Source organism: Ruegeria sp. AL2 (assembly GCF_056540845.1).
Map to the genome: position 1 here is coordinate 121,617 of NZ_JBQFXM010000008.1, position 24,720 is coordinate 146,336.

21 protein-coding genes and 1 pseudogene are annotated in these 24,720 nt (G+C 55.3%); 14 read left to right on the forward strand and 8 right to left on the reverse strand.

Annotated elements, in window-relative coordinates:
- The first annotated feature begins 117 nt into the window (after window positions 1-117).
- Both ACR0ID_RS12225 and ACR0ID_RS12230 read left to right on the forward strand, forming a co-directional pair.
- Window positions 118-1,983: a PAS-domain containing protein gene (locus ACR0ID_RS12225; protein WP_480605769.1), complete on the forward strand. Its 1,866-nt coding sequence runs from the start codon at window positions 118-120 to the stop codon at window positions 1,981-1,983.
- Complete coding sequence (locus ACR0ID_RS12230; protein ID WP_480605738.1) at window positions 1,983-2,684, forward strand: response regulator transcription factor; 702 nt, start codon at window positions 1,983-1,985, stop codon at window positions 2,682-2,684. Before ACR0ID_RS12225 ends, ACR0ID_RS12230 begins: the two co-directional genes overlap by 1 nt.
- Window positions 2,685-2,798: 114 nt before the next feature.
- Here the strand turns inward: ACR0ID_RS12230 and ACR0ID_RS12235 are convergent, their stop codons facing one another.
- The gene (locus ACR0ID_RS12235) at window positions 2,799-2,963 is read right to left on the reverse strand and encodes a hypothetical protein (protein ID WP_480605740.1); all 165 of its coding nucleotides are present in this window, start codon (window positions 2,961-2,963) and stop codon (window positions 2,799-2,801) included.
- A 105-nt stretch (window positions 2,964-3,068) separates the two neighbouring features.
- On the opposite strand from ACR0ID_RS12235, the gene ACR0ID_RS12240 reads away from it, so the two are divergent.
- On the forward strand, window positions 3,069-4,514 hold the full coding sequence (locus ACR0ID_RS12240; protein ID WP_480605742.1) for a dockerin type I domain-containing protein: 1,446 nt from the start codon (window positions 3,069-3,071) through the stop codon (window positions 4,512-4,514).
- Between the two features lie 93 nt (window positions 4,515-4,607).
- Window positions 4,608-5,399, forward strand: coding sequence for an inositol monophosphatase family protein (locus ACR0ID_RS12245; protein ID WP_480554943.1), 792 nt, complete (start codon window positions 4,608-4,610; stop codon window positions 5,397-5,399).
- 3 nt (window positions 5,400-5,402) lie between these two features.
- On the opposite strand, the gene ACR0ID_RS12250 is transcribed toward ACR0ID_RS12245, so the two are convergent.
- The 5 genes from ACR0ID_RS12250 to ACR0ID_RS12270 are packed head-to-tail and all read right to left on the reverse strand — an operon-like array spanning window position 5,403 to window position 10,806.
- Window positions 5,403-5,969: a histidine phosphatase family protein gene (locus tag ACR0ID_RS12250; protein WP_480519952.1), complete on the reverse strand. Its 567-nt coding sequence runs from the start codon at window positions 5,967-5,969 to the stop codon at window positions 5,403-5,405.
- Entirely contained in the window at window positions 5,970-7,031 is a 1,062-nt protein-coding gene (locus ACR0ID_RS12255) for an ABC transporter ATP-binding protein (RefSeq protein ID WP_480554945.1), read from the reverse strand.
- Window positions 7,032-7,042: 11 nt separating this feature from the next.
- Entirely contained in the window at window positions 7,043-9,256 is a 2,214-nt protein-coding gene (locus tag ACR0ID_RS12260; protein ID WP_480605746.1) for an ABC transporter permease, read from the reverse strand.
- Window positions 9,257-10,282 carry an ABC transporter substrate-binding protein gene (locus tag ACR0ID_RS12265; RefSeq protein ID WP_480605749.1) on the reverse strand — a complete coding sequence of 342 codons (1,026 nt, stop codon included), beginning with the start codon at window positions 10,280-10,282 and terminating at the stop codon, window positions 9,257-9,259.
- A gap of 59 nt (window positions 10,283-10,341) precedes the next feature.
- Window positions 10,342-10,806: an NUDIX hydrolase gene (locus ACR0ID_RS12270; protein WP_480605752.1), complete on the reverse strand. Its 465-nt coding sequence runs from the start codon at window positions 10,804-10,806 to the stop codon at window positions 10,342-10,344.
- A gap of 224 nt (window positions 10,807-11,030) precedes the next feature.
- On the opposite strand from ACR0ID_RS12270, the gene ACR0ID_RS12275 reads away from it, so the two are divergent.
- From ACR0ID_RS12275 to ACR0ID_RS12300, 6 genes are all read left to right on the forward strand, one after another.
- Window positions 11,031-11,840, forward strand: coding sequence for a DeoR/GlpR family DNA-binding transcription regulator (locus ACR0ID_RS12275; protein ID WP_480605754.1), 810 nt, complete (start codon window positions 11,031-11,033; stop codon window positions 11,838-11,840).
- Between the two features lie 61 nt (window positions 11,841-11,901).
- Complete coding sequence (phnD, locus tag ACR0ID_RS12280) at window positions 11,902-12,876, forward strand: phosphate/phosphite/phosphonate ABC transporter substrate-binding protein (protein WP_480483730.1); 975 nt, start codon at window positions 11,902-11,904, stop codon at window positions 12,874-12,876.
- 60 nt (window positions 12,877-12,936) lie between these two features.
- Window positions 12,937-13,731 carry a phosphonate ABC transporter ATP-binding protein gene (phnC, locus tag ACR0ID_RS12285; RefSeq protein ID WP_480605757.1) on the forward strand — a complete coding sequence of 265 codons (795 nt, stop codon included), beginning with the start codon at window positions 12,937-12,939 and terminating at the stop codon, window positions 13,729-13,731.
- A complete protein-coding gene (gene phnE, locus ACR0ID_RS12290; protein WP_209507091.1) occupies window positions 13,728-14,543 on the forward strand; it encodes a phosphonate ABC transporter, permease protein PhnE in 816 nt (271 codons plus the stop codon). The genes phnC and phnE (ACR0ID_RS12290) overlap by 4 nt, the downstream gene beginning before the upstream one ends.
- On the forward strand, window positions 14,543-15,358 hold the full coding sequence (gene phnE, locus ACR0ID_RS12295) for a phosphonate ABC transporter, permease protein PhnE (protein WP_267366604.1): 816 nt from the start codon (window positions 14,543-14,545) through the stop codon (window positions 15,356-15,358). The genes phnE (ACR0ID_RS12290) and phnE (ACR0ID_RS12295) overlap by 1 nt, the downstream gene beginning before the upstream one ends.
- Window positions 15,322-16,260 (forward strand): HAD-IIA family hydrolase, encoded by a 939-nt coding sequence (locus tag ACR0ID_RS12300; protein WP_480605760.1) that lies wholly within the window; start codon window positions 15,322-15,324, stop codon window positions 16,258-16,260. The genes phnE (ACR0ID_RS12295) and ACR0ID_RS12300 overlap by 37 nt, the downstream gene beginning before the upstream one ends.
- A gap of 189 nt (window positions 16,261-16,449) precedes the next feature.
- Here ACR0ID_RS12300 and ACR0ID_RS12305 read toward each other — a convergent pair whose 3' ends face one another.
- The gene (locus tag ACR0ID_RS12305; RefSeq protein WP_480605771.1) at window positions 16,450-17,109 is read right to left on the reverse strand and encodes a recombinase family protein; all 660 of its coding nucleotides are present in this window, start codon (window positions 17,107-17,109) and stop codon (window positions 16,450-16,452) included.
- Between the two features lie 40 nt (window positions 17,110-17,149).
- Here ACR0ID_RS12305 and ACR0ID_RS12310 point away from each other — a divergent pair.
- Window positions 17,150-20,038 (forward strand): annotated as a pseudogene (locus ACR0ID_RS12310) (Tn3 family transposase).
- Window positions 20,039-20,172: 134 nt separating this feature from the next.
- Here the strand turns inward: ACR0ID_RS12310 and ACR0ID_RS12315 are convergent.
- On the reverse strand, window positions 20,173-20,625 hold the full coding sequence (locus ACR0ID_RS12315; RefSeq protein ID WP_209507088.1) for an Lrp/AsnC family transcriptional regulator: 453 nt from the start codon (window positions 20,623-20,625) through the stop codon (window positions 20,173-20,175).
- Between the two features lie 116 nt (window positions 20,626-20,741).
- Here ACR0ID_RS12315 and ACR0ID_RS12320 point away from each other — a divergent pair, with 116 nt between their 5' ends.
- The 3 genes from ACR0ID_RS12320 to ACR0ID_RS12330 form a co-directional block, all read left to right on the forward strand.
- The gene (locus ACR0ID_RS12320; RefSeq protein WP_480605762.1) at window positions 20,742-21,941 is read left to right on the forward strand and encodes a methionine gamma-lyase; all 1,200 of its coding nucleotides are present in this window, start codon (window positions 20,742-20,744) and stop codon (window positions 21,939-21,941) included.
- A gap of 15 nt (window positions 21,942-21,956) precedes the next feature.
- Window positions 21,957-24,329, forward strand: a complete 2,373-nt coding sequence (locus tag ACR0ID_RS12325; RefSeq protein WP_480605765.1) for a 1-deoxy-D-xylulose-5-phosphate synthase N-terminal domain-containing protein — start codon at window positions 21,957-21,959, stop codon at window positions 24,327-24,329.
- 148 nt (window positions 24,330-24,477) lie between these two features.
- Window positions 24,478-24,720, forward strand: a 243-nt coding sequence (locus ACR0ID_RS12330) for a transposase (protein ID WP_480605767.1), incomplete at its 3' end; no start/stop codon positions are given.

Sequence of the window (24,720 nt, forward strand, 5' to 3'; positions counted from 1 at the left end):
CGAAGGCAGAGTCCGAAACGCCTCCCCTCAATTCCACTACCCGTGCATGATTTCTGATGCTAGGCATGAGCCGTGGAGAAAACGAAGTTGGACATAACGGAAAAGCGTATCAAGGCGATGACGACCGCTGGGCTGAACCTGATCGGTCAGGCGCTTTCCATTTATGACAACAAGTTGCAACTGGTGCTCAGCAATCGCCGCTTCCAGGAAATGTTCGGTTTGCCGGACGAGCTTGTTCAAAGGGGTGCTTTGTTTCGGGATACGATCCACTTTCTTGCCAGCCGCGGTGAGTATGGCGACGATGAAAGTGTCGAGGAAATGGTCAATCTGCGCGTCCAGCAAGCCTTGGCGTTTGAGCCTCACTACATGGAGCGCGTGCGTCCCAATGGGCAGGTTGTTTCAATTGAAGGCGCACCGCTGCCACAAGGCGGGTGGGTCGCGGTCTACACCGATATCACCGGAACGCGGCGGGCGGAAAACCTGTTGCGCGCGCGGTCAGAGGAACTGTCGGAACAGTTGCTGAGCCACGCGGAAGAACTGTCCGCAACCAATCGCAAACTTGCGGCCACGATCGCGGCACTGGAAGAGGCCAAGCGGGAATTGACCGAAATCGAAGCCCGTACTCGTATGGTGACCGAGATGATGCCGGCTCATATTGCGCATTTGGACAGCGACGGCCGATACGATTACTCGAACCGTCGCCTGAGCGCCGTCATGCCTGGGCGTCCGTCCGATATTCTGGGGCTTCACATTTCTGAAGCGCTGGGTGCGACCGCCTTTGAACGGGTTCAGGCCCATTTGTTTAAGGCCTATAGCGGAGAGCCGTCGGTTTTCGAGTTCACCGAAGATCAGGATTCCCGACGCATCCGGGTTTCGTTTACGCCGGATGGGGCAGGGGGTGTGTACGTGATGTCGGTGGACATCACCGAAGAGACACAGGCACGCGTTGCATTACAGCAAACCCGCCGCCGGGCGATGGCAGCCCAGATGACCAGCGGGCTTGCCCATGACTTTTCCAATCTGCTCACCATCATCCTGGGGATGCAGTCCCGCCTCGACAAGATGGATTTGCCGGATGGCGCTCAGGAACTTGTGGCCGCAACTCAACAAACCGCGCGCCGGGGCGGGCAGCTGCTGAACCGGATCGCCGACATGACTGGAAACCGAACGCCGCAACCGCAGGCAACGGACATCGGGGGATTGTTGGAAGACCTGAGGATTCTGGCGACACCCTCACTGCCTCGCGGTGTGGGCCTGTCCGTCGTAAACACCTTGCCAAAACAAACATTGATGCTTGATCCGGGTATGGTTCAGGATGCGCTTTTGAATTTGGTCCTGAATGCCCGGGATGCCTGCGGGAGCACGGGTCAAATCACAATCAGTGCACATGCCATAGGTGAGATCTGGATCGAAGTCGCGGTTTCCGACACCGGGCCGGGGTTTTCACCCGAGGCGCTAGAAAAGGCACTGAACCCGTTTTTCACAACAAAAGGGAGCGACGGGTCAGGACTGGGGCTGCCGATGGTTTATGATACGGTCAAGCTTGCCGGTGGCGATCTGAATCTAAGAAATACACCATCTGGGGCCTCAGTTGTCATGCGTTTGCCTTTTCGGCCCGCTCCTCCGACTCAGGGTGGATTGGTACTGTTGGTTGAAGACAGCGAAGACCTGCGCGGGCAGTTTAGGGACATGCTGGTGGATTTGGGCTTTACTGTCATTGAAGCAAATTCAGTTGATGAAGCACTGGCCTTGATATCGAGTGTGAAGGACATTTCGCTGGTCTTGTCGGATATCCGTCTGGAAGGACACGGTACAGGCTTGGACATCCTTGAACAGTTGAAACCGGGGTTGCCGCTTATCCTTATGACATCTCTGCCAAATTCAGATCCGCTGCATCAACGGGCGCTTGCCCTGGCACCTGTTTTGCGTAAACCGTTCTCACAGGCTCAATTGTCTGCTCTGATCCAAACCGAGGCCGCCTGATGTCGCAACCACTGGTGACCATTCTCGACGACGAACCCGAGATACGGCGCATTCTGACGGATGCACTGGAGGATGCCGGTTTCCGGACGCAGAGTTTTTCCCGTGCCAGAGAGTTTGAAGCAGCCCTTAATCGAGTAACCCCTGATGTTTGCCTTGTGGACCTGTCTTTACCAGATACCGACGGGCTGGCGCTAGTTCATCGCTTGGCGCTGGAACAGGGTGCAGCAGTGATCATTATTTCCGGCCGGGCACAGGTTCAGGACCGTGTGACAGGGCTGGAGTTGGGCGCGGATGACTATATTACCAAGCCGTTTGACCCGACAGAAGTCGTTGCCCGGGTGCGGGCCAGGTTGCGCGCGCCGCGCGGTCGGACATCACAATCGGACAGGGCGGAATTCAACGGCTGGATTGCGCATTTTGATCGGTATATTCTGGAAGACGGGTCAGGGACTGAAACACCTTTCAGCCATGCTGAAGGCGAGGTTTTGCGTCTGTTTCTGGAAAGCCCCAAGCGGCTGATCAGCAGGGGGCAGATGCAGGAGTCCTTGGGCGGTGCGGCCGGCGACAGTTTTGATCGTGCTATGGATGTCAGAATCTCCAGGTTGCGTACGAAACTTGGTGAAGATCCAAAGAATCCGCGCCTGATCAAAACGATTTACGGTGCCGGGTATATTTTCCTGGGGGATGTCGACTGGAAATAGTGACGCTCTGGTGGCCAGAGTGTAAACCTGAGTTTCTTTTGTTCCCCTCCGCGTCAGGAGATGTTGATGCAAAATACTGTAAGCATCTGAAAAAAGATATTTTAGTCTTCTCACTTACTCACGCAAAGCTTGATCTTTAATCTTCACGACAGGTTCCAGCAGATACTCCAATACGGATTTTCTACCTGACAAAATGTCAACCTCTGCGATCATGCCGGGTATGATTTCCACCGCGACACCACTTCCGTCGAGCATGGTGTTGCTCGTGCGAATTTCCACAACGAACACCTCTTCGTCGTTCCGCTCTGAACGTGTGACAGTATCGGCGCCAATGCGGTCAGCAATACAGTCTCAACTTTTCGGGTCGACAGCATTTCCGGTCAGTTGACCGAGATTGACAACAGTTCAGCCCTCGGAACCCTTGGAATCTCGACTCCGACAGCCATCGAAACGATCGAGGCCTACGGCAAGCCCTGGGTAATCGTGGCGGGTGCAGGCAGCAACTCGCTCAGTGTGCTTCAATTGAACGCTGACGGCAGCCTGAGCACCACAGACCATATTCTGGATTCGCTCACGACCCGCTTTGAATCAGTGCAGGACCTTGAGGTCGTGGACATCAACGGGCGCGTATTCGTCGTGGCGGGTGGCGGCGACGATGGGCTTACATTGTTCACGCTGACTCCGGAAGGCCAGCTGGTCTATCTGGACAGTTTCGCCGACACTTTGACTAGTGGATTGCAGAATGTTGAATCGCTGAGCATTGCACATGTCGGCAATGAGTTGCAGATTCTGGTTACGTCGCAACAAGACGCTGGAGTCACTGTAATTTCGGTTCCTGTCGATGATCTGGGGATCGTGGACAAAGGGTTTGGAACAGTGTCGGGGACGACCTCAGACGACATGCTGAGCGGCAGTATTCTGGATACCACCCTGATTGGCGGAGATGGCGATGACATACTGATAGCCGGAACAGGTGCTACGACTATGTCAGGTGGGGCAGGGGCCGACATTTTCGTGATGCAGTCGGGCAGCGGTCTGACCACGATCACGGATTTTCAACCGGGTGTGGACCGTCTGGACATGTTCGACTATTTGCTGTTGCGGTCCCCTCAGCAACTGACCTTTACCAGCACCACTCAAGGGGCGCGGATAGAGTATCGGGGCGAGGTGGTGCAGGTTCAGTCTGCTTCGGGTGGATCGCTGACCAGTACCGATATTTTCGGGGCCGGGTTTGAAGGCCCCGATCACATTCCGGTTGATTTTGGTGATTTCGGCGGTTTGACGCCCGACAGTTCGGATGGCGTGCTTGGGCCAATCACTGTGGACAGCCAATCTGCAAATCCCGGATTGTCGGATGCAGAGATCAAGTTCACTCCTGACGGTGGTGGCACGGTATCTGTCACGGCTGACGATCAGGGGCAATTTGATTTGGACCTTCCGGATGGCACTTTCCCCGGAAGACTGGACGTCGTCAAACATTATTCAACGGCGAGCAAAGAGATCGACGCCCTGGATGCCTTGCAAGTGTTACGCATTTCGGTTGGCCTCGATCCGACATGGGGACCTGCCGATGCGGAGAACTTGATCGCGGCGGATATCAATCAAGATGGAACCATCAATGCCCTGGATGCACTGGCGATCTTGCAGGTGGCCGTTGGGCAAACCACTGCGCATGAACCTCAATGGGTCTTTTTGGATTCAGATGCGGACTTGTCGGGAATTACAAAAAGCAACGTTGATTATCAGACTGGAATGGATGTTGTTGCCATAGACGGGGTGATAACCGCCGATATGACGTCCATATTGCTCGGCAACCTCGAAGCGGCATGAATTGAATTGAACGGTGCTGCAACTCAGTCATTGCAAGCCTTCCGCTTGGACCGCAATGTTGGCCCTAGATACACAAACACAAAAGGACAGGCCATGAATCGTCTTTCGGAACGCAGAGATTTTGCCATCGCGGTCTGTGAAGAAGCTGGGGTGATTGCAGAGAAATACTTCTTGGACAGGAGTAATCTGGTCATCGATCAAAAAGGTGCTCAGGACTGGGTGAGTGAGGCGGACAAAAACGTCGAAACCTTCATTCGCCAAAAGATCATGGATGCCTGGCCGCAAGACGGGATATTTGGCGAAGAACACGGCGCTGCCACCGGTGAGAGCGGGTTTGACTGGGTGATTGATCCAATTGATGGAACTACGAATTTCGTCAATGGCATACCGGTATGGACGATTGTTCTGGCCGGTGTCACCGAAGGGCGCACTGCGGTCGGTGTGATCCGGGATCCGAATATGGACGAAACCTTTGTGGCAACACGTGGAGAGGGCGCGACACTGAACGGTTCACCGATACACGTGGCCTCTGGGGTTGCTCTTCAGGACGGGACGGTTTCTGTGGGGTATTCGAACCGGATCGAAACTCGCCACGTCGTGCCGGTGGTCGCAGCGCTGATCGAGCGCGGTTCCATGTTTCACAGAAACGCCAGTGGTGCATTGTCATTGGCCTATGTCGCAGCCGGGCGACTTCTGGGTTATGTGGAAGAACACATGAACGCTTGGGATTGTCTGGCTGGGCAATTGTTGGTTACGGAAGCGGGTGGTGTTGTCGAAGATCAAGACGCCGACGCGATGATCCGCGACGGTGGGCGTGTGATCGTCGGAACGCCAGATGTATTTGAAAGCTTGCTGGAAATTGCAGAGAACGCTTGGGGTGCTTAACGTCTAGGCCATTGATAACCAAGTGGAATAAGGTCGTAGATTTGTCAGGCTTGCCTGCCAATAATGGCCTTGTGACGGTTGATCGTACTGGCGGTTAATCGGATTTCCAGAAAGTTCACACCACAACAATGTACCGACCGCGCCATGTGTAACGATTGCGAGGTCTCCGGCTCCATGGGCACGAATGATCTCCGACACTGCACGACGAATGCGCCTCTGAGCATCGGCCGCAGTTTCCCAACCGCGAAAGCTAATGTCCGGCTGGGCAAAGAATGCGTCGGCGGCCGCCTCGAACTTTTCCCGTGGCAGGAAACCTGTGGCACTCCGATCATTCTCGCCAAGATCCGGGTGGAAATATAAGGGCAACCCCAAGGGCGCAGCCAGAATCTCACCAGTGTCGCGAGCCTTTCGTTCGCTGCTGGCCCAGATATGGCTGACATTGGCCATAGCTTCACTGGCGGCAAAGGATGCGGCGCGCCAGCGACCTGTCGTGCTCAGACCCCATTCCGTAATGGGGGTATCCGGATCAATAACGACCTCGGGGTGAGTGATGATCAGTAAATTCGGCATCTAGTCAGGCAGAAGTACCGGTCCTTTGCCCGCAAACCCCATCCTGATTTCGGTACCCGGTGCAAGCGGTGCATCAACATCATCGTGGACCGCAAAAACCTGACCAAATGCGCCGGTCAGCGTGTATTCCATCCGCACGCCAACATAGGTTGCCTTGGCCACTGTAGCGGCGATGCCGTCATCAGAACCAATCACAAGGCGCGAGGGTCGTACAGCGATGGTCGCGGCCCCATTGGTCAAACCCCGACGCGGCAGAGTGTGACGGTATCCTTCGATCTCGATCGTTGCAATATCTCCGTCAGTTGCAATGATTTGACAGTTGAGCAGGTTTGCCTCGCCTATGAAATCGGCAACAAACCGGTCATTCGGGGCATCATAAAGCTCGCGAGGTGTACCCATCTGAGCGATCGCGGCGTTCCGCATCACAACAATCTCGTCCGAGACGGCCAGGGCCTCTTCCTGATCGTGGGTGACATAGACAACCGTCAATCCAAGGTCTTGCTGAATGGCCCGGATATCCTCGCGCACCTGGCGTCGCAGCTTGGCATCAAGGTTGGATAGCGGCTCGTCAAACAGCAGAACCTGTGGTTCAAGAACCAGCGCTCGCGCGACGGCGACACGTTGTTGCTGACCACCCGAGAGTTCGGAGGGAAGGCGATTGTCGAACCCCTTGAGCCCTACCAATTGCAAGCCATGCAAGGCGCGGCTGCGAGCCTCATCCTTGGCAAAGCCCGAGAATGTGAGGCCGTACATCACGTTCTCCAGCACGCTCATGTGGGGAAACAGCGCGTATGATTGAAACACCATTGATACGTCGCGATCTGTTGCGGGCAGTTTGGTGACGTCCCGGTCGCCAATCATAATCTTGCCAGAGCTTGCCATTTCTAACCCGGCGATCATGCGCAACGTCGTTGTTTTCCCACAGCCTGACGGACCAAGCAGCGTGACCAGTTTTCCCGCTTCGACATGAAGGTTAATGTTATCAACAGCCACAACGTTTTTGCCGAACACTTTCGACACGTTCTCGAACCGTACCGGCGCGGCCTTGGATTGCAGGCTCATGTCAAAATCTCCTAAACATTGGTGCGTGACTGCGTCATTCGACGCCCGATCTGAGTGCGACCAACGATCAGCTGCATCAACGCAACAACTGCCAGCATCACGAAGATAAGCGTCGTCGAATACGCAATGGCTAGACCATAGTCGTTATTCTCGACCCGCCCGATAATATAGCTGGTTGCCATGTCGTATTCGGCACTGACCAGAAAGATCACAGCCGAGATCGCCGTCATCGCACGGACAAAACTGTAAACAAGTGCGGCCAGTATCGCGGGGCGTAGCAGCGGCAGAATGATACGACGAAATGTCTGCCACGAGTTTGCACCAAGGGTCAGCGACGATTCATCAAGACTGCGGTCAAGTTGCGACATGCTGGCGATGCCCGCACGGACCCCAACCGGCATGTTGCGGAATATGAAGCTGATAACAAGGATAACGCCTGTGCCGGTTATTTCGATTGGCGGAACGTTGAAGGCAAGAATATAGCTGACACCAATCACCGTACCGGGGATAGCAAAGGACAGCATGGTTCCAAACTCAAAAGTGTTCTTTCCTGCAAAGCTCTGCCGGGTCAACAGGTAAGCCGTTACCAGCCCAACCGCCGCCGTCAGAGGTGCAGCAATTGCCGCAATGGTTATGGTGGTCCAGAAGCTGTCCCAAGCAGCGCCGGTCCAACGAATGCCCTCTTCTTCAAATCGAACAGAGAATGCAGTGACGTAGTGCTTTAGGGTCAGGGAGTTATTGACACCCCAAAGCTCGACCACACTGCCGTAGATGATCATTGCATAGACAATGATCGTGAACACCGCCCAGCCAAGGGCGAATACCAGCACGGGAACAGAAAGGCCTGTCGGCATCAAAGGGTGCACGCCTGCGTCGCCTTTGCCTGTTACGGTTGTATAGCTTTTCTTACCCAGCCAAACACGCTGTGCGTAAAAGGCCGAAAGGGTGAAAAACAGCAATACCATGGCCAGAACGGCGGCCCGTCCTTGGTCGTATTGCGCCCCTACGATGGCAAAGAAAATCTCGGTCGATAGAACGTCGAAATTCCCACCCAGAACAAGTGGGTTTCCGAAGTCGGCCATACTTTCGATGAAGCCCAAAAGAAATGCATTGGCAAGTCCGGGGCGCATCAGGGGCAGGGACACTGTCCTGAACGTTTGCCACCTGCTGGCGCGGAGAGTCTGTGCCGCTTCCTCCATAGATGGCGAGACGCCTTCCACCACGCCGATTAGAACGAGGAATGCAATGGGTGTGAACGCAAGGGCCTGTGCGATGAATATGCCTGGCATTCCGTACAGCCAGCGCGTTGGCTGCGTGCCGAACAGATCGGCGACGAACCGTGTGACTGAGCCTGACAGGCCAAAAAGCAGGATCAGCGCGAGCCCAATCACAAATGGCGGGGTGATGATCGGAAGAACAGTCAAAGCCCGCAGCATGCGCTTGTAGCGGAAACCCGAGCGGGTCACGACCAGTGCAAAGCACAAACCCAGGGCAGTCGTGACGAAGCCAACCAGGATGGCAAGAAACAGCGAGTTCCATGCCGCGCCGCACCTGGCACCATAAAAACACCCCAACCCCCAAAGCCGGCCATCAAAGAACTTTGAGAAGAAGACAGCAATCGAATATGCGCCATCTTCAGTGACGAAAGCAGCGAACAGCATCTTGGCGATCGGAAAAAAGACAAAGACGGTGACGATAGTAATCACACCGCCAATCGCACTGACAACAAAGACGTCACCGTTGATGGCACCTCTTGCCGCAATGCCTTGGGTCAACAGGAACAGAAAGCTTGATGCGCAAATCATTGCACCATAGCCCATGCCGAACTGGCGATCGCCAAGTTCACCAAAATAGGCTGCCAACCAATTGAAATTGAAACCCCTGATGCCAATCCCAAAGCCCTGTGCACTCAACCAGCCGAAGCCGAGTGCACCGGAAAGGATCAGAACACGGGCATAGAGCGGGTCAGATTTCGCTCGTTTCAACACCAGAAGGGGTAAGGTCAGGGCGATCAACAGCGGGGCAAGCCAAAGCTTCTCACCCTGTGCGATCAGGAATGCAGCGGGGGCATAATCTTCGTCAAACGGGTAGCCGTCAAAAAGCCATTCGAATGACCACAGGCCGCCGTCGACCATATACCACGGCAGCAGGCAAAACCCGACCCACCCGGCGATGACCCAAAAGATCAGAACCGGGCGGGTCTTTTTTGAAGTCTGGTCAGTCATTTACTGCGGCAGAACCGAAACCTCTTCGTCCCATTTCTGCAACAGACGTTTCCGTTCGTCTGAGGAACCATACTTTTTGAAGTCATAGTCAATCAGCTTGATCTGGCTCATGTCAGGCGCGCTTTCCGATGTTTCCGCGCTCTTGTTCGATGGCACCTGAAACGCGCTGACCTGAAGAGCAAGGTTCTGCGCCTCGGGCGACAGTGCCCAGTCATAGAACTTCTTAGCCTCTTCCTCGTTGCGGGCGCCTTCAATTATGGACATCGAGCCAATTTCGTATCCCGTACCCTCGCACGGCGCGACGACCTTGATCGGGAAACCCGATACGGCCTGCTTTACCGCATCATGCATGAAGACGATGCCAATCGTGTTCTCGCCACGACCAGCTGCTTTGATTGGTGCCGATCCGGATTTGGTATACTGGTTGATATTCGAATGCAGGCCTTTCATGAACTCAAAACCTTCATCCTCGCCAAAGATCTGCACCATCGAGGCCAGCGTCGTATAGGCCGTACCAGACGAGTTCGGGTTGGCCATCTGAACGTGGCCCTTGTATTCAGGCTTTAGCAGGTCTTTCCAACAGGCGGGTTCAGGCAGGTTGTTGGCCGCCAGCAGGTCTGCGTTATAGCCATACCCAAGTGCGCCGGAATAGATACCTATCGTTCTGTTTCCGGCACTCTCGGCCTGGGAAATCGCCCAATCATGAAGCTGGTCGCGCATTGGCGACATGTATTCCATTGTCAGGCCCTCTTCAGCGGCCTGCAAATGCGGGTCACCCGTGCCGCCCCACCACACGTCTCCTTTCGGGTTTGAGCTTTCGGCACGGATTTGAGCAAAAGTTTCACCTGACGACTTACGCGTCATGTTGACGTCGATGCCCGTCGCATCTTCGAAGCTACGCGCCATGAGTTGGCACCAGTCTTCCTGCGCGGAGCAATAGAGTGTCAGCTTGTCTGCCTGCGCTGCCGACACAGACGCGGCTATTGCAATCAGCGACCCGACGGCCGTGGATGCAAGTTTTTTCATTATCATTCCTCCCTTTGGTTATTTTGCGCCCAGTATTTTTTGTTTTGTCAGGCGCTTTCTCATCCAGCTTTTCGAAGATTGTTAATGACAGACTGGGCGTTCTGATTGCCCGTCAGATTTTTCAGAATACTTGAGAGATCTCTTTCTTCCACCAGCTTTGCCGCTTTCCCTGGTGAAAACCAGTGACGTGTCCGTTCGTCCCGTTCTTTCCAACGCCGTTTCAGTTTTTCAACGACCATGGGATAGAGGGTTACGCGGCAACGAACGCTATTCGCGCCCTCAAAGCGTTTGTCATAGAAAAAATGACCAACTGGCTGTTTCGAGATTGCCCCGACTGCACCTGCTTCTTCCAGTGCTTCAATTTCGGCGGCATGCCAGGGTTTCTTTCCTTCCATCAACCAACCTTTTGGGATGACCCACCGTCCTGTATCGCGCGAAGTCACCATCAGAACACGCAGCTTTCCATCCCTGTCCCAGCGCATCGGAAGTGCTGCAATCTGGTCTGTTATGTTGCCGTCGCTCATGCTGCCCTCAATGACACGGTATCAAAAGCGCACCCAGAATAACCTTCAGCCGTTAATGGTGGTCCTTGGGTTTTCACTTTGAAACTGTTCAATTCACACATTCTTGCCTTGCGCTTTAGACTCTTCCGAATTGTCACAACCTACTGAGGGTTATGCAACAAAAATTATTGCATTATGCCCGAAATCCCACAAAGGTGGGGCTTGAAACCTGATTGGGTTGTTGGATGTCCAAAACGAAAATACGTGCCAAAACGATTGAAAAGGGTCGGGGTAGGGTAAAGAAATCCGACCGGCGCCAGCAAATACTGCTGGAGTTGAAGCTTCGCCCGCACGTTCGCATCAATGAGTTGGCCCAGCGTTTCAACGTCTCTAACGAGACGGTGCGCAGGGATTTCGACGCTCTGTCGAATGACGGCCTGATCGCACGCGCGCACGGAGGGGCATCTGCCCCGGCACAAGGGCATTATCCAGGTCTGGACGAGCGAGCCAACGCGCGGATTGAGGAGCGCGAACGCATAGGTATCAGCGCGGCGAGACTGGTTCGTGATGGTGAAACGGTCATGATCGATTCCGGTTCGACTACAATCGAAATGGCCCGTGCATTGGCCTATCTCGGCACTCCTTGCACAGTGATTACGAATTCAATCCCGGTGGCAATGACCCTCGGCCATGGGGCTGCCGAGGTTCTGCTTTGTCCAGGAGAATATCTGGCAACCGAATCTGCGACGATCGGAACCGAAACGCTGGAATTCCTGTCTCGGTTCAATGTCGACAGATGCATGATCGGCTCGTCGGGTTTTTCGGTTGAAGGCCCTTCAGAAACCGTGCGCGGTTTTGCGGCTGTCAAAAGAATGATGCTGACGCGCGCAGCAAATCGACATCTTTTAATCGATTCAGGGAAATTTGGCCGTAAAGGCCTGTCTCAGGTCGGAGACCTGACCAGCCTAGATTCCATAGTTTCCGACACGAAACCAACAGGAGAGTTGCTTAACGCGATCAACGGTGCCGAGGTTGATATTCTTGTCGCCCCGTAAACACTGAAATGAATGACGAACAGCGGACTGCAAAAAGACCGCGCATGACTGGGAGGAAAACATGAAGATAGACATCAGATTATTGGTTGGGGCATCGGCAATTGCGCTCATGTCGCTTTCCGGGACAGCTTCGGCGCAAGATTGCCCGAGGGGTGATCTGGACGAGCGGTTTTGCGACGTCGATGGGGATTTGATTGCGGATATCCCCACAGATTCTTCCCAGCTAATTGATCCTGACACCCTGATTTTTGCCTATACACCGGTCGAAGACCCAGCCGTATACAAAACCGCGTGGTCTGACTTTCTAGAGCATCTGAAGGCTGAGACAGGCAAGGACGTGGTCTTTTTTCCGGTCCAAAACAACGCCGCCCAGATCGAGGCGATGCGGTCGGGACGCCTGCATATTGCGGGCTTCAACACCGGGTCCAACCCACTGGCAGTAAACTGTGCCGGGTTCCGACCGTTTACGATTATGGCCTCAAAAGACGGTAACTTCGGTTATGAAATGGAGATCATCACCTACCCAGGCTCGGGCATCGAAAAGGTTGAGGATATCAAAGGTAAGCAACTTGCCTTCACGTCACCCACGTCCAACTCGGGCTTCAAAGCACCGTCGGCGATCCTGAAAAGTGACTTTGATCTTCTGCCCGATCGCGACTTCGAACCCGTCTATTCGGGAAAGCACGACAACTCGATCCTTGGTGTGGCGAACAAGGACTATCCAGCGGCATCGATTGCAAATTCGGTAAAGGCACGGATGATTTTGCGGGATGTGATCAAGGAGGAAGATGTTGTTACGATTTACAAATCGCAGACCTTTCCAACCACCGGATTTGGCACTGTCTACAACCTGACGCCCGAATTGCAGGAGAAAATCCGCAATGCTTTCTTCAACTTCGAGTGGGAAGGGACGACGCTTGAAGCAGAGTTTTCCAAGTCGAACGAGGGCCAATTTCTGGAGATGACTTACCAGGAATTCTGGGACGTCATTCGGAAAATTGACGCGGCAAACGGCGTCTCCTACGCCTGCCAATAAGCCTTGCTTAATCAGGCGGGCCTGAAAAGGCCCGCTATCCACCCTAATCGGGGGCATTTTATGCTGCGTCTTCAAAAGCTGACGAAAACCTACAAGACCGGAGATCAGGCACTGAAGGCCATCGATCTTGAGGTGCCCAAAGGGCAGGTGCTTGCACTGATCGGGCCCTCGGGTGCGGGAAAATCGACGATGATCCGCTGCATCAACCGTTTGGTTGAGCCTACAAGCGGCGGTGTTCTTCTGGATGACATGAACCTGACCAAACTCGGGTCGGGTGCGTTGCGGAAAGCACGCCGCGAAATGGGTATGATCTTTCAGGAATATGCTCTGGTTGAACGCCTCACCGTGATGGAAAACGTATTGTCCGGTCGGTTGGGGTATGTCGGATTCTGGCGCAGTTTTCTACGGCGGTATCCGCAGTCGGATGTGGACGAGGCTTTCCGCCTGCTGGACCGGGTGGGGCTGTTGCATATGGCTGACAAACGCGCGGACGAGTTGTCGGGTGGTCAACGCCAAAGGGTCGGCATCTGCCGCGCCCTGATCCAGGACCCAAAGTTGTTGCTGGTCGATGAACCGACCGCGTCGCTGGATCCGAAGACCAGTCGTCAGATCATGCGGCTGATCACCGAGCTGTGTCAGGAGCGCGGGCTGGCAGCCATCATCAACATCCATGACGTGGCACTAGCCCAGATGTTCGTTCCCCGTGTCGTGGGCCTCCGCTTCGGCGAAATCGTGTTTGATGGTCTTCCAACAGGGCTCACCCCGGAAAAGCTGACCGAGATTTACGGCGAGGAAGACTGGGAAGCGACCATCGAAAAAGTGGATGAGGATGAAGATGTCGAGGCCGCAGAATGAGCCATCGAGAACTTGACGACATGCTTGGAAAAGGTTGGCGCAAACCGGCCTTTATCAAAAACACGTTGCTGCGCAGGGCATTGATACTTGGGTTCTTCGCTTACCTGATTGCGGCTTTCATGACCATCGATGTTGATTGGGGCAGGGTCTATGAGGGACTGGACAGGGGATGGGCGTTCGTCCTTGCCTTTACCAGCCCGGATTTTATTTCACGGTGGTCAGATATCTGGGCCGGCCTTCTGGAAAGCATTGTAATGACCGTGGCCGCGTCGGTTGTCGGTATCCTGATTTCGATCCCGATTGGATTGGGGGCTGCACGTAATATCGCCCCGTTGCCAATCTACATAATGTGCCGCGGCATTGTCGCGTTAAGCCGGGCATTGCAGGAAATTATCGTTGCCATTTTGCTTGTGGCCATCTTTGGCTTTGGCCCGCTGGCAGGATTTTTGACGCTGTCTTTCGCAACCATTGGGTTTCTTTCCAAGCTTTTGGCCGAAGATATCGAGGCGATGGACAAAGTTCAGGCTGAGGCGATTCAGGCCTCTGGTGCACGATGGCTGCAATGGATCAACTACGGGGTTCAGCCTCAGATCATGCCTAGGCTTGTGGGTCTTTCCATGTACCGGATCGACATCAATTTCCGGGAAAGCGCTATTCTGGGGCTGGTGGGGGCAGGCGGCATTGGCGCGACACTCAACACCGCGTTTGATCGATATGAATATGATACGGCTGCCGCCATTCTGATCCTTATCATCGGGATCGTCATGGCCCTCGAATACCTTTCCGGAATAATCCGAGCGAGGGTTCAGTAATGCCGGTTCTTGAACGCGACGATACACAAATCTGGCGCAGGCGGACGACGGGCCAAAGCCTGGTTCGCTGGTTTGGATGGCTTCTGGGAGTAGCGGTTTTTGTCTACTGTTGGCAGCTCATTTCGGAATCGACAACCTGGTTTTTCGTCTGGGACGCACCCCGTATCGCCAACGATATCTGGACCCGCGCAACACCTCCGAAATGGGATTATATTACCCAGCTGGGTCGCCCGATCTGGGATACACTGAACATCGCTACACTGGGGACGATCATCGCTCTGTGCATGGCCGTGCCGGTTGCCTTTTTGGCGGCCCGCAATACTACCCCGTCGGCGTTGTTCATCCGCCCCATTGCCTTGTTGGTCATTGTCTCGACCCGCTCAATCAACTCGCTGATCTGGGCGCTGCTATTGATCGCTATCATCGGACCGGGTGTGTTCGCCGGTGTCATAGCAATCGCCATTCGTTCAATCGGGTTCTGCGCCAAACTTCTTTATGAAGCGATTGAAGAGATTGATCACGGTCAGGTCGAGGCGATCACAGCCACCGGTGCTTCGCGGTGGCAAGTCATGGCATATGGGATCGTTCCGCAAATCCTGCCAGCCTTTGCCGGAATTGCGGTCTTTCGTTGGGATATCAATATTCGCGAGTCTACAGTGCTTGGTCTGGTTGGTGCCGGTGGCATCGGGTTGCAGCTTTCGGCCTCGCTTAATGTTCTGGCGTGGCCGCAAGTCAGCCTCATCCTGATTGTAATTCTTTTTGCGGTCATGATCAGCGAATGGGTTTCGGCAAAAGTACGAGGAGCGATCATTTGACCGGCTTCTCAGCGGAAGAGGCTTTCAAGGCTTACGAAGCCGTCCGGCACCGCCTCCCAGATATTGAACCGAACGACGTGAGCTATCGTCGTATCGAGACTCTTTCCGAAATTATGGATGAGTTTGACGTGTTTCTTCTGGATGCGTTCGGGGTTCTTAATATAGGCGACACGGCGATCCCCGAAACGCCCGAACGGATCAAGTCACTGAAGGCTGCCGGCAAACGTGTCTTGGTGGTGTCGAATGCCGCTGGGTTTCCCCACGCCACGCTGTTGGAGAAATACACCAGACTGGGATATGACTTCGCGCCGCAGGATGTGATCACCAGTCGGGCTACGTTGCTGTCCGGGCTGAATGGCCAACGTGGGCTGCATTGGGGTTTGATGGCGTCACCCAGCGCAGGTCTTCGCGACTTGGAAGGTTTGAAATTAACCTATCTGGAGGATGACCCGCAGCCCTACGAATCTGTTGATGGTTTTCTGATGATCGGGTCAGCCGCCTGGACCGAAGCCCGGCAGGCGATGTTGGAGGCGGCATTGCTAAGCCGCCCCCGCCCGGTATTGGTGGGCAACCCGGATATCGTTGCCCCGCGCGAGTACGGCTTTTCCAAAGAACCAGGTCTTTTCGCACACCGTTTGGCCGACCGGACAGGTGTAGCCCCGCAATTTTATGGAAAGCCATTCGGCAATATCTATGATCTTGCTTTTCAGCGACTTGGGCCTGTCAACAAATCCCGCGTTCTGATGGTGGGTGACAGTTTGCATACTGACATTCTGGGCGCGCGTCATGCCGGAGTGGCTTCGGCACTTGTCTCGGATTTTGGTTTCTTCGCCGGGCATGATGTCGAGGAAGCGATCAAACAGGCAGCGATCGTGCCGGATTTTGTTGTGACCCGACCTTGAGATTTTGAAGTAATGCGAATTGTAGGAGGAGCGTCCGGGCAGTGTTGGGTTAATTCACCTTTGATTTGCAGGAAGCTCGCGTAATGATGATTATGTTACTTTTACGGAGACGCATCCAGTCGGCGAATTTTACCTAACCGAGGTAATACTCACAGTGGGGTCTGTTCCGGCTGGGGGCAGAATGACACCCTAAGAATTTTCGCGATGACGTTTCATAATGTCGAGCACAGTGTTTTTGCTGATGCCCAGATCACGTGCAATCCTTCGGTATGAGCGCCCTTCCGCCACGGCTTGAACGACCTTGGGTGCAAGCTTGTCGGATTTCGGCCGTTGTCCGGGTTGGCGCCCGAGCTTCTTGCCGCGCGCCCTGGCTGCGGCAAGTCCTGATTTGACGCGTTCGCTGAGCAAGTCGCGTTCGAATTGGGCAATTCCTGCCAGCATGGTCGCCATCATCCGGCCATGCGGCGTGTCCAGTTCGAAAGTCATACCACTCATGGCGACGACCGAAACCTTCCAGCCAGCCAGCTTGTTCAACGTGTCCAATAGGTCCTGAGTGGAGCGGCCCCACCGGGACAACTCGCTGACGAGGATTGCATCTATCTGCCGTGCCTGAGCCAGATCGAGAATTCGGTTCCGGGCGACACGATTGGCGGAGGCACCCGAGGCCGTTTCTTTGAAGACGCCTATCACTTGGTATCCGCCGCGTTCAGCAAAAGCTGTCAGTTCCATCACCTGTCTGTCACACGACTGATCGGCAGTGGAAACCCTAGCATAGATGGCTGCGCGCTGTCCCAGTTGAACCCCCTCAGAAATTGGTCTTGCAAGCCGTTGATTTTGCTGGTGCGAGATGTGTCCCGAACAGACATCTGATTAACAAGGACAAACCAACATGCCAAGACGGTCCATTCTGACCGAGCGCCAGCGTTCGGCGCTTTTCGACCTGCCGAATGACGAGACCTTAATGTTGCGGCATTACACGCTGGCAGACGACGATATCGAACACATCAACGAACGGCGACGGCCGGAGAACAAGATCGGCTTTGCCCTACAGCTCTGTGCCCTACGCTATCCTGGGCGGCTGTTGTCATCTGGCGAAGTCATCCCGGAAAAGGTCTTGCGCTTCATCGCAGCCCAGTTGGTTCTGACCGGCGACGATGTCTTACCCTATGCCGCACGCCGGCAAACCCGTCAGCAGCACCTGCACGCCCTGCGCCAGATCTATGGCTTCAAGATGTTCTCAGGCCAAGGCGCGCGCAGTCTGAAGGCCTGGCTTGATAATGAGGCTGAAACTGCCCGATCCAACGAAGACCTGGCACGACGATTTGTCGATGAGTGCCGCCGGTCGCAGGTGATCCTGCCCGGCATCTCTGTCATCGAACGGTTGTGCGCAGATGCTCTGGTGTCGGCTGAGCGCCAGACCGAAAGCCGGATCACCAACAGGATCGGCGATGAAATGAAAGAACGCCTGGACGCGCTGTTGTCCGAGATCGTGGATGGCAATGTCACCCGGTTCATCTGGCTTCGCCGCTTCGAAGTGGGTAGCAACTCGGCAGGCGCATCGCGGCTATTGGACCGGTTAGAGTTTTTGCAGGAATTGGGTCTCTCACCGGACATTCTGGCCGACGTACCGCCCCATCGGATCACCCGCCTGCGCCGCCAGGGCGAGCGCTACTTTGCCGACGGGTTGCGCGACATCACGAGTGACCGGCGCCTGGCAATCCTTGCTGTCTGTGCGGTAGAGTGGAAGGCAGCCATCGCCGATGCCGTGATCGAAACCCACGACCGGATTGTTGGCAAGACCTGGCGGGATGCGAAGAGGCTGTCCGACGCGCGTATCGCGGATGCCAGACCATCGCTGCGTGAAACATTACGTTCTTTCAAGGATCTGGGTGCCGCTCTGCTGGAAGCCAAGGCGGATGGCGCTTCCCTTGATGCCGCCGTCGAAGTTGCATGTAGCTGGTCTCACCTCGAAAACATGGTGACAACCGCGGCCGAGTTGACCGACACAATGGCGGCTGACGCCCTGTCTCATGTCGTTAATGGATATCACCGGTTCCGACGCTATTCCCCAAGAATGCTGCGGGCGCTCGATATCTGCGCCGCCCCGGTGGCGATGCCTTTGATGTAGGCAACCAAGGTCATAGCCGATGATCAACCCGATGCGTCCCGTCAGGTTGGATTCTTGCGCCGAACCTCGAAATGGCATCGACACCTCAATGCTCAGGACCCAGGTGACAATCGGCTCTGGGAGGTCGCCGTGTTGTTCCAGGTGCGCGAAGCCTTCCGATCCGGCGATATCTGGCTGCCGCATTCCCGGCGTTACGCTGATCTGAAACAGGCCTTGGTACCGATAGAAACAGCCAAGGCGTGCCCTCGCCTGACGATGCCATTCGAACCTGAGATCTGGCTCGATGATCGCAAGGCAAGACTGGCAGAAGGTATGAAGCGTTTGTCCAAGGCTGCCAGAGCTGGCGCTATTCCCGGCGGATCAATCGAGAACGGCGTTCTCAAGGTTGATCGTTTGACGGCAGCAATCCCGGCGGATGCTGATGGCATGGTGCTTGATCTCTATGGTCGCCTGCCTGCCGTGCGGATCACCGATCTGCTGCAGGAAGTTGATGACGATATCGGCTTCACCGAAGCCTTTACACACCTGCGCACCGGTGTTCCCTGCAAGGATCGCATCGGGTTGTTGAACGTGCTGCTGGCCGAGGGATTGAACCTTGGCCTCAGCAAGATGGCCGAGGCGACCAGTTCACATGACTACTTCCAACTCTCGCGCTTGTCCCGGTGGCATGTTGAAAGCGATGCCATCAACAGGGCGCTTGCCAAGGTGATCGAGGCGCAGACCAATTTGCCGATGGCGCAGTTCTGGGGCGGCGGTACGACCGCTTCAAGCGACGGTCAGTTCTTTCCAACAACGCGGCATGGTGAGGCGATGAACCTCATCAACGCAAAGTATGGGCAGGAGCCCGGCTTGAAGGCCTACACCCATGTCTCCGACCAGTTCGGCCCGTTTGCCACACAGAATATCCCTGCGACCGTCAACGAGGCCCCATACATTCTGGACGGCCTGCTGATGAACGAGGTGGGCAGGAAGATCAAAGAGCAATACGCCGACACCGGCGGCTTCACGGATCATGTCTTCGCGGCGACCGCGCTCCTGTCTTATCGCTTCGTTCCCCGCATCCGCGATCTGCCGTCAAAACGGCTCTATCTCTTCGACCCCGTCGCTGCGCCGAAGGAAATCCGCGGGCTGGTCGGCGGTAAGATCAGAGAAACGCTGATCACGGAGAACTGGCCGGACATTTTGCGCGCCGTCGCCACCATGGCGGCGGGTGTCATGCCGCCCAGCCAGTTGTTGAGGAAGTTCGCATCATATCCCCGTCAGCACGAACTGGCTGTTGCCTTACGGGAGATCGGGCGGATTGAGCGCACCCTGTTCATTATCGACTGGCTGCTGGACGCCGACATGCAGCGCCGCGCACAAATTGGCCTGAACAAGGGTGAGGCACATCATGCGCTGAAAAACGCCCTACGCATCGGGCGTCAGGGCGAAATCCGAGACCGAACCTCCGAAGGACAGCACTATCGCTTGGCCGGGCTGAACCTGCTGGCCGCGATCATCATTTATTGGAACACAAAACATCTTGGCCACGCTGTGGCAGCCCGAAAAGGCGCAGGTCTCGACTGTTCACCAGACCTTCTGGCGCATATCTCGCCACTCGGATGGGCGCATATCCTGCTCACAGGCGAATACAGGTGGAAAAATCAATGACGCCCAGCCTTAGGGTGTCATTCTGCCCCCAGCCGGAGCAGACCCCACAGTCACGGAAACTCGAAACTGGTTTTTCCGCATCCTAACAATCTAGAACTCAATGCTAAGGGTCACTTTCGAGAACTCAAACCATCTCAGGCTGGAAACACCGCTGTTTTCTTGACTGTTCCATAAACAAAGCTGGTGTCGATCGAAGCTATCCCGCCGATCGGGTGAATTCGGTTTCGAATAAAGTCTTCGTATGCTTCGAGGTCCGATACCAATACCCGCAACTGGTAATCCATTGCGCCGGTCAGCACGTGGCATTCTAGAACTTCATCGATCATCCGAACGCGTTTTTCGAATTTCTGCACATCTGTTTCATTGTGCCGCTCAAGCCGGATGCGGACAAAGACGGTTATCGCCATCCCGTATGCAGCAGCGTCCACATCGGCACTGTATCCCTTGATGACACCGCTGGCCTCAAGGTTTTTGACCCGCCGCAAACACGGTGAAGGAGACAGATTGACCTCATCAGCAAGATCCTGGTTCGTCATACGCCCGTCCCGCTGCAACGCTCGAATGATCTGCCTGTCTTTGGCGTCCATCTTCTCTCCATTTTTTAGCATAATATGCCAATGTAGGCCCTCAACGTGGCATTATTCGCAACCCATTGCTCAAAGTAAAGGCGCAAAGTGATAGCGACTTAGATCAGGAGCCCACCGTGACCCTCACAACCGGATTTGCCACTCGCGCCATTCATCATGCCTACAACCCATTTGAAAATGATGGTGCACTGACCCCGCCCCTCCACTTGACCTCAACCTTCTCCTTCGAAACCGCAGAGGCAGGCGGTGAAATGTTTGCTGGCGAGCGCGCAGGTCATATCTATAGCCGGATATCGAACCCTACTTGTGACCTTCTTGAAAAGCGTATTGCCGTGCTGGAAGGTGCCGAGGCTGGGCTCGCGCTCTCCAGTGGGATGGGCGCAATTACCGCCGTACTTTGGACCCTGTTGTCGCCAGGTGACGAAGTCATTGTCGACAAAACACTCTATGGCTGCACATTCGCTTTCATGAGCCACGGTCTGGCAAAATGGGGTGTCACTATTACCCATGTTGACATGACGGACCCCGCGAACCTGAAAGCCGCTGTTTCCGAAAAAACCCGTGTCGTCTACTTCGAAACCCCAGCCAATCCAAACATGCGCTTGGTGGATATCGCCGCCAGTTCAGAGATCGCGCATTCTGTTGGTGCGCAGGTTGTAGTCGACAATACATATGCCAGCCCCTATCTGACCCGCCCGATCGAGCACGGCGCGGACATCGTCCTTCACTCCGCCACCAAATATCTGGGCGGGCATGGCGATGTGGTCGCGGGTCTTGTGGTCGGAACCGCCGAGCAGATTTCTGAGATCCGGCTTGTCGGCATGAAGGACATGACAGGCGCAGTGATGGCACCATTCAACGCAATGCTGATCCTGCGCGGGCTGAAGACACTGAACCTGCGACTGGATCGCCACTGTGCGTCCGCCAAGGTTGTTGCCGATTACCTTCAGGCACACCCTGCCGTCAGTGAGGTGTATTTCCCGGGGCTTGAGAGTTTTGCCCAGCACGATGTCGCACGACGCCAGATGTCGCAGCCGGGGGCCATGATCGCCTTTGAAATCAAGTCTGGCCTGTCCGGTGGCATCAAGTTCATGAACCGCCTGAACATGATCCAGCGCGCCGTGTCCTTGGGGGACGCAGAAACCCTAATCCAGCACCCGGCATCCATGACCCATTCGACGTATACTGCGGAAGAACGAGCAGAACATGGAATCAGCGATGGCCTGATCCGACTTTCCGTCGGGTTGGAAGACGTTGAAGATATCCTTGCAGATTTAGAGCAAGCTTTGCCCTACCCTGCCCGCAGTGCCGCCTGAGTCCCGGAGACCACCATGCCGTATGATCCCAACCAGTTGAAAATCGTTGAACAGCGTCTGCTGTGGCTGTCGCATTGGATGATCCACCATGCCAACCATATCCGGCCCAAGGTTGATGGGATAAAGGTCGGTGGTCATCAAGCGTCGTCTGCGTCGATGGTTTCGATCATGACTGCGCTCTACTTTTCGGCTTTACGGCCCGAAGATCGGGTTGCGGTAAAACCGCATGCGTCACCGATTTTCCACGCGATGCAGTACCTCATGGGCAACCAGACCCGCGAGAAGATGGAAAACTTTCGCGGGTTTGGTGGCGTGCAAAGCTATCCCAGCCGGACAAAGGACATCGATGATGTCGACTTCGCGACAGGTTCGGTAGGTTTGGGTGTCGCGATCACCTCGTTTGCTTCGATCATTCAGGACTACGTCAAGGCCAAAAACTGGGGGGCAGATGCCCCGATGGGGCGAATGGTGGCGCTTGTAGGCGACGCTGAACTGGATGAAGGCAACGTATACGAGGCATTGCAGGAAGGCTGGAAAAATGGCCTGCGCAACACGTGGTGGATTATCGACTACAACCGGCAGTCACTTGATGGCATCGTTCGTGAAGGGTTGTTCGAACGGATCGAGAAAATCTTTGATGCCTTCGGATGGGATGTTGTGCGCGTGAAGCACGGCGTGTTGCAGCGTGCGGCCTTCAAAGAACCTGGCGGCGATCGGCTGCGAGACTGGATTGATGCCTGCTCGAACCAGGAATACTCGGCCCTGACGTTCATGGGCGGCGAGGTTTGGCGAAAGCGCCTCATGGACGATCTTGGGGATCAGGGGGATGTGACGGCGCTGATCGAGCGGCGCACAGATGCCGAACTCGCTGCATTGATGGAAAACCTCGGCGGCAACTGCGTTGAGACCATGGCCCAAACCTTTGCTGCCATCGAACATGACCGCCCTACTTGTTTCTTGGCCTACACGATCAAGGGATGGGGTACGCCAATTGCGGGCCACAAGGACAACCACGGTGGGCTGATGAACAACAGCCAGTTCGTCGCGTGGCAAGAACACATGGGCGTGCCTGCCGGTGAGGAATGGGAGCCACTTGCGGCAGTGCAGGACCCGGAAGCGCTGAAAGACTTTCTGTCGAAAGTTTCCTTCTTTGCCAAAGGTCCGCGACGCTATTTCGATGACAAGCTGGATGTTCCATCTATTGACATCGACACAAGCCGCGAAATCTCGACCCAAATGGCTTTCGGCAAGATTTTGGATGACTTGTCGAAGGGCGACAGTCAATTGGCCGAGCGTATCCTGACGACGTCTCCTGATGTCACAGGCACAACAAACCTTGGCCCGTGGGTAAACCGGCGCAAACTGTTTGCCAGATCCGAGCAAGCCGACGCTTTTATTGAACACCGTATCCCCTCGACGGCAAAATGGGAATTTACTCCTGAAGGGCAACATATCGAGCTTGGTATTGCCGAGATGAACCTCATGTTGCTTTTGGGCGTTGCGGGCCTTTCGCATTCCCTGTTCGGCAAGCGGCTTATCCCGATCGGTACTGTGTATGACCCCTTTGTCAGCCGCGGCCTCGATGCACTCAATTATGCTTGTTATCAGGATGCGCGCTTTATGCTGGTCGGCACGCCTTCGGGCATTACGCTGGCCCCAGAAGGCGGCGCACATCAATCCATTGGCACACCATTGATCGGGATGAGCCAGGACGGTCTGGCGGCCTTTGAGCCAGCCTTTGCCGATGAACTGGCCGTGATCATGGAATGGGCCTTTGATTATCTTCAGCGCGACGGCGAAGGGCAGCCGGACGAACGCACCTGGCTGCGTGACGAAACAGGCGGTTCGGTTTATCTGCGCTTGACGACAAACCCGATTGAACAGCCTGGCAAACGCGTGGACGATGAGTTCCGTCAAGGTGCCATTGATGGTGCATACTGGTTGCGGAGGCCGGGCCCGAATTGCGAGGTCGTAATCGCTTATCAAGGGGCCGTTGCACCCGAAGCGATCAAAGCCGCTGGCGTGATGGGCGAAGGACGCAAAGACATCGGAGTGCTGGCGGTGACTTCAGCAGATCGGCTAAACGCCGGGTGGACGGCAGCGCAACGGGCGCGTTCGCGCGGCAATCAGACGGCTCGGTCCCACATCGAAACTTTGATGTCCGGTCTGCCGCGCCACTGCAAGCTGGTTACCGTGATTGACGGACACCCCGCGACATTGTCTTGGCTGGGAGCCGTACAGGGACATCAGACGATCCCATTAGGGGTCGAACATTTTGGCCAGACAGGGACAATCGGCGACCTCTATCGGCACCATAGCATTGACGCGGACTCCATCCTGGAGAAGGTGAACGGTCTGACCCATGGCAAGGCTTTGCTTCGCACATGAGCGGTGGTGTTGGACGTCACAGCTAGGGCCTTACCCTCAGGGTATTTGGGCCCTTTGTGCAGGCGCGCGTTTGGGTTCGAAACGAGCGTGTTGCACAAATCGTTTCCGATGCGTAGCTGGTCCTTTGATTTGACTGCGGGATGCTGTGATGCCTTTCAAATTCAATGCGTCGCGGCGGGATAAGTTTGCGAAGGCAAAGTACCGTGTGACGAACTGGGCCGAATACAACGAGGCGCTCCGCCAGCGTGGTGACGTAACGGTCTGGTTCAGCGAAGACGCGGTGTCTGGGTGGTGCGCAGTGCGCTCCGGCAAGCGCGGTGGTCAACAACGATATTCTGATCTGTCGATTGAGACCTGCTTGACCTTGCGCGCCGTGTTCGGCTTACCGCTT

Bases quoted from the DNA above. Each gene is read 5' to 3' on its own strand.
- ACR0ID_RS12225 (WP_480605769.1), top strand. From the start codon at position 118: ATGACGACCGCTGGGCTGAACCTGATCGGTCAGGCGCTTTCCATTTAT.
- ACR0ID_RS12230 (WP_480605738.1), top strand. From the start codon at position 1,983: ATGTCGCAACCACTGGTGACCATTCTCGACGACGAACCCGAGATACGG.
- ACR0ID_RS12245 (WP_480554943.1), top strand. From the start codon at position 4,608: ATGAATCGTCTTTCGGAACGCAGAGATTTTGCCATCGCGGTCTGTGAA.
- ACR0ID_RS12250 (WP_480519952.1), bottom strand. From the start codon at position 5,969: ATGCCGAATTTACTGATCATCACTCACCCCGAGGTCGTTATTGATCCG.
- ACR0ID_RS12255 (WP_480554945.1), bottom strand. From the start codon at position 7,031: ATGAGCCTGCAATCCAAGGCCGCGCCGGTACGGTTCGAGAACGTGTCG.
- ACR0ID_RS12260 (WP_480605746.1), bottom strand. From the start codon at position 9,256: ATGACTGACCAGACTTCAAAAAAGACCCGCCCGGTTCTGATCTTTTGG.
- ACR0ID_RS12265 (WP_480605749.1), bottom strand. From the start codon at position 10,282: ATGAAAAAACTTGCATCCACGGCCGTCGGGTCGCTGATTGCAATAGCC.
- ACR0ID_RS12270 (WP_480605752.1), bottom strand. From the start codon at position 10,806: ATGAGCGACGGCAACATAACAGACCAGATTGCAGCACTTCCGATGCGC.
- ACR0ID_RS12275 (WP_480605754.1), top strand. From the start codon at position 11,031: ATGTCCAAAACGAAAATACGTGCCAAAACGATTGAAAAGGGTCGGGGT.
- phnD (WP_480483730.1), top strand. From the start codon at position 11,902: ATGAAGATAGACATCAGATTATTGGTTGGGGCATCGGCAATTGCGCTC.
- phnC (WP_480605757.1), top strand. From the start codon at position 12,937: ATGCTGCGTCTTCAAAAGCTGACGAAAACCTACAAGACCGGAGATCAG.
- phnE (WP_209507091.1), top strand. From the start codon at position 13,728: ATGAGCCATCGAGAACTTGACGACATGCTTGGAAAAGGTTGGCGCAAA.
- phnE (WP_267366604.1), top strand. From the start codon at position 14,543: ATGCCGGTTCTTGAACGCGACGATACACAAATCTGGCGCAGGCGGACG.
- ACR0ID_RS12300 (WP_480605760.1), top strand. From the start codon at position 15,322: ATGGGTTTCGGCAAAAGTACGAGGAGCGATCATTTGACCGGCTTCTCA.
- ACR0ID_RS12315 (WP_209507088.1), bottom strand. From the start codon at position 20,625: ATGGACGCCAAAGACAGGCAGATCATTCGAGCGTTGCAGCGGGACGGG.
- ACR0ID_RS12325 (WP_480605765.1), top strand. From the start codon at position 21,957: ATGCCGTATGATCCCAACCAGTTGAAAATCGTTGAACAGCGTCTGCTG.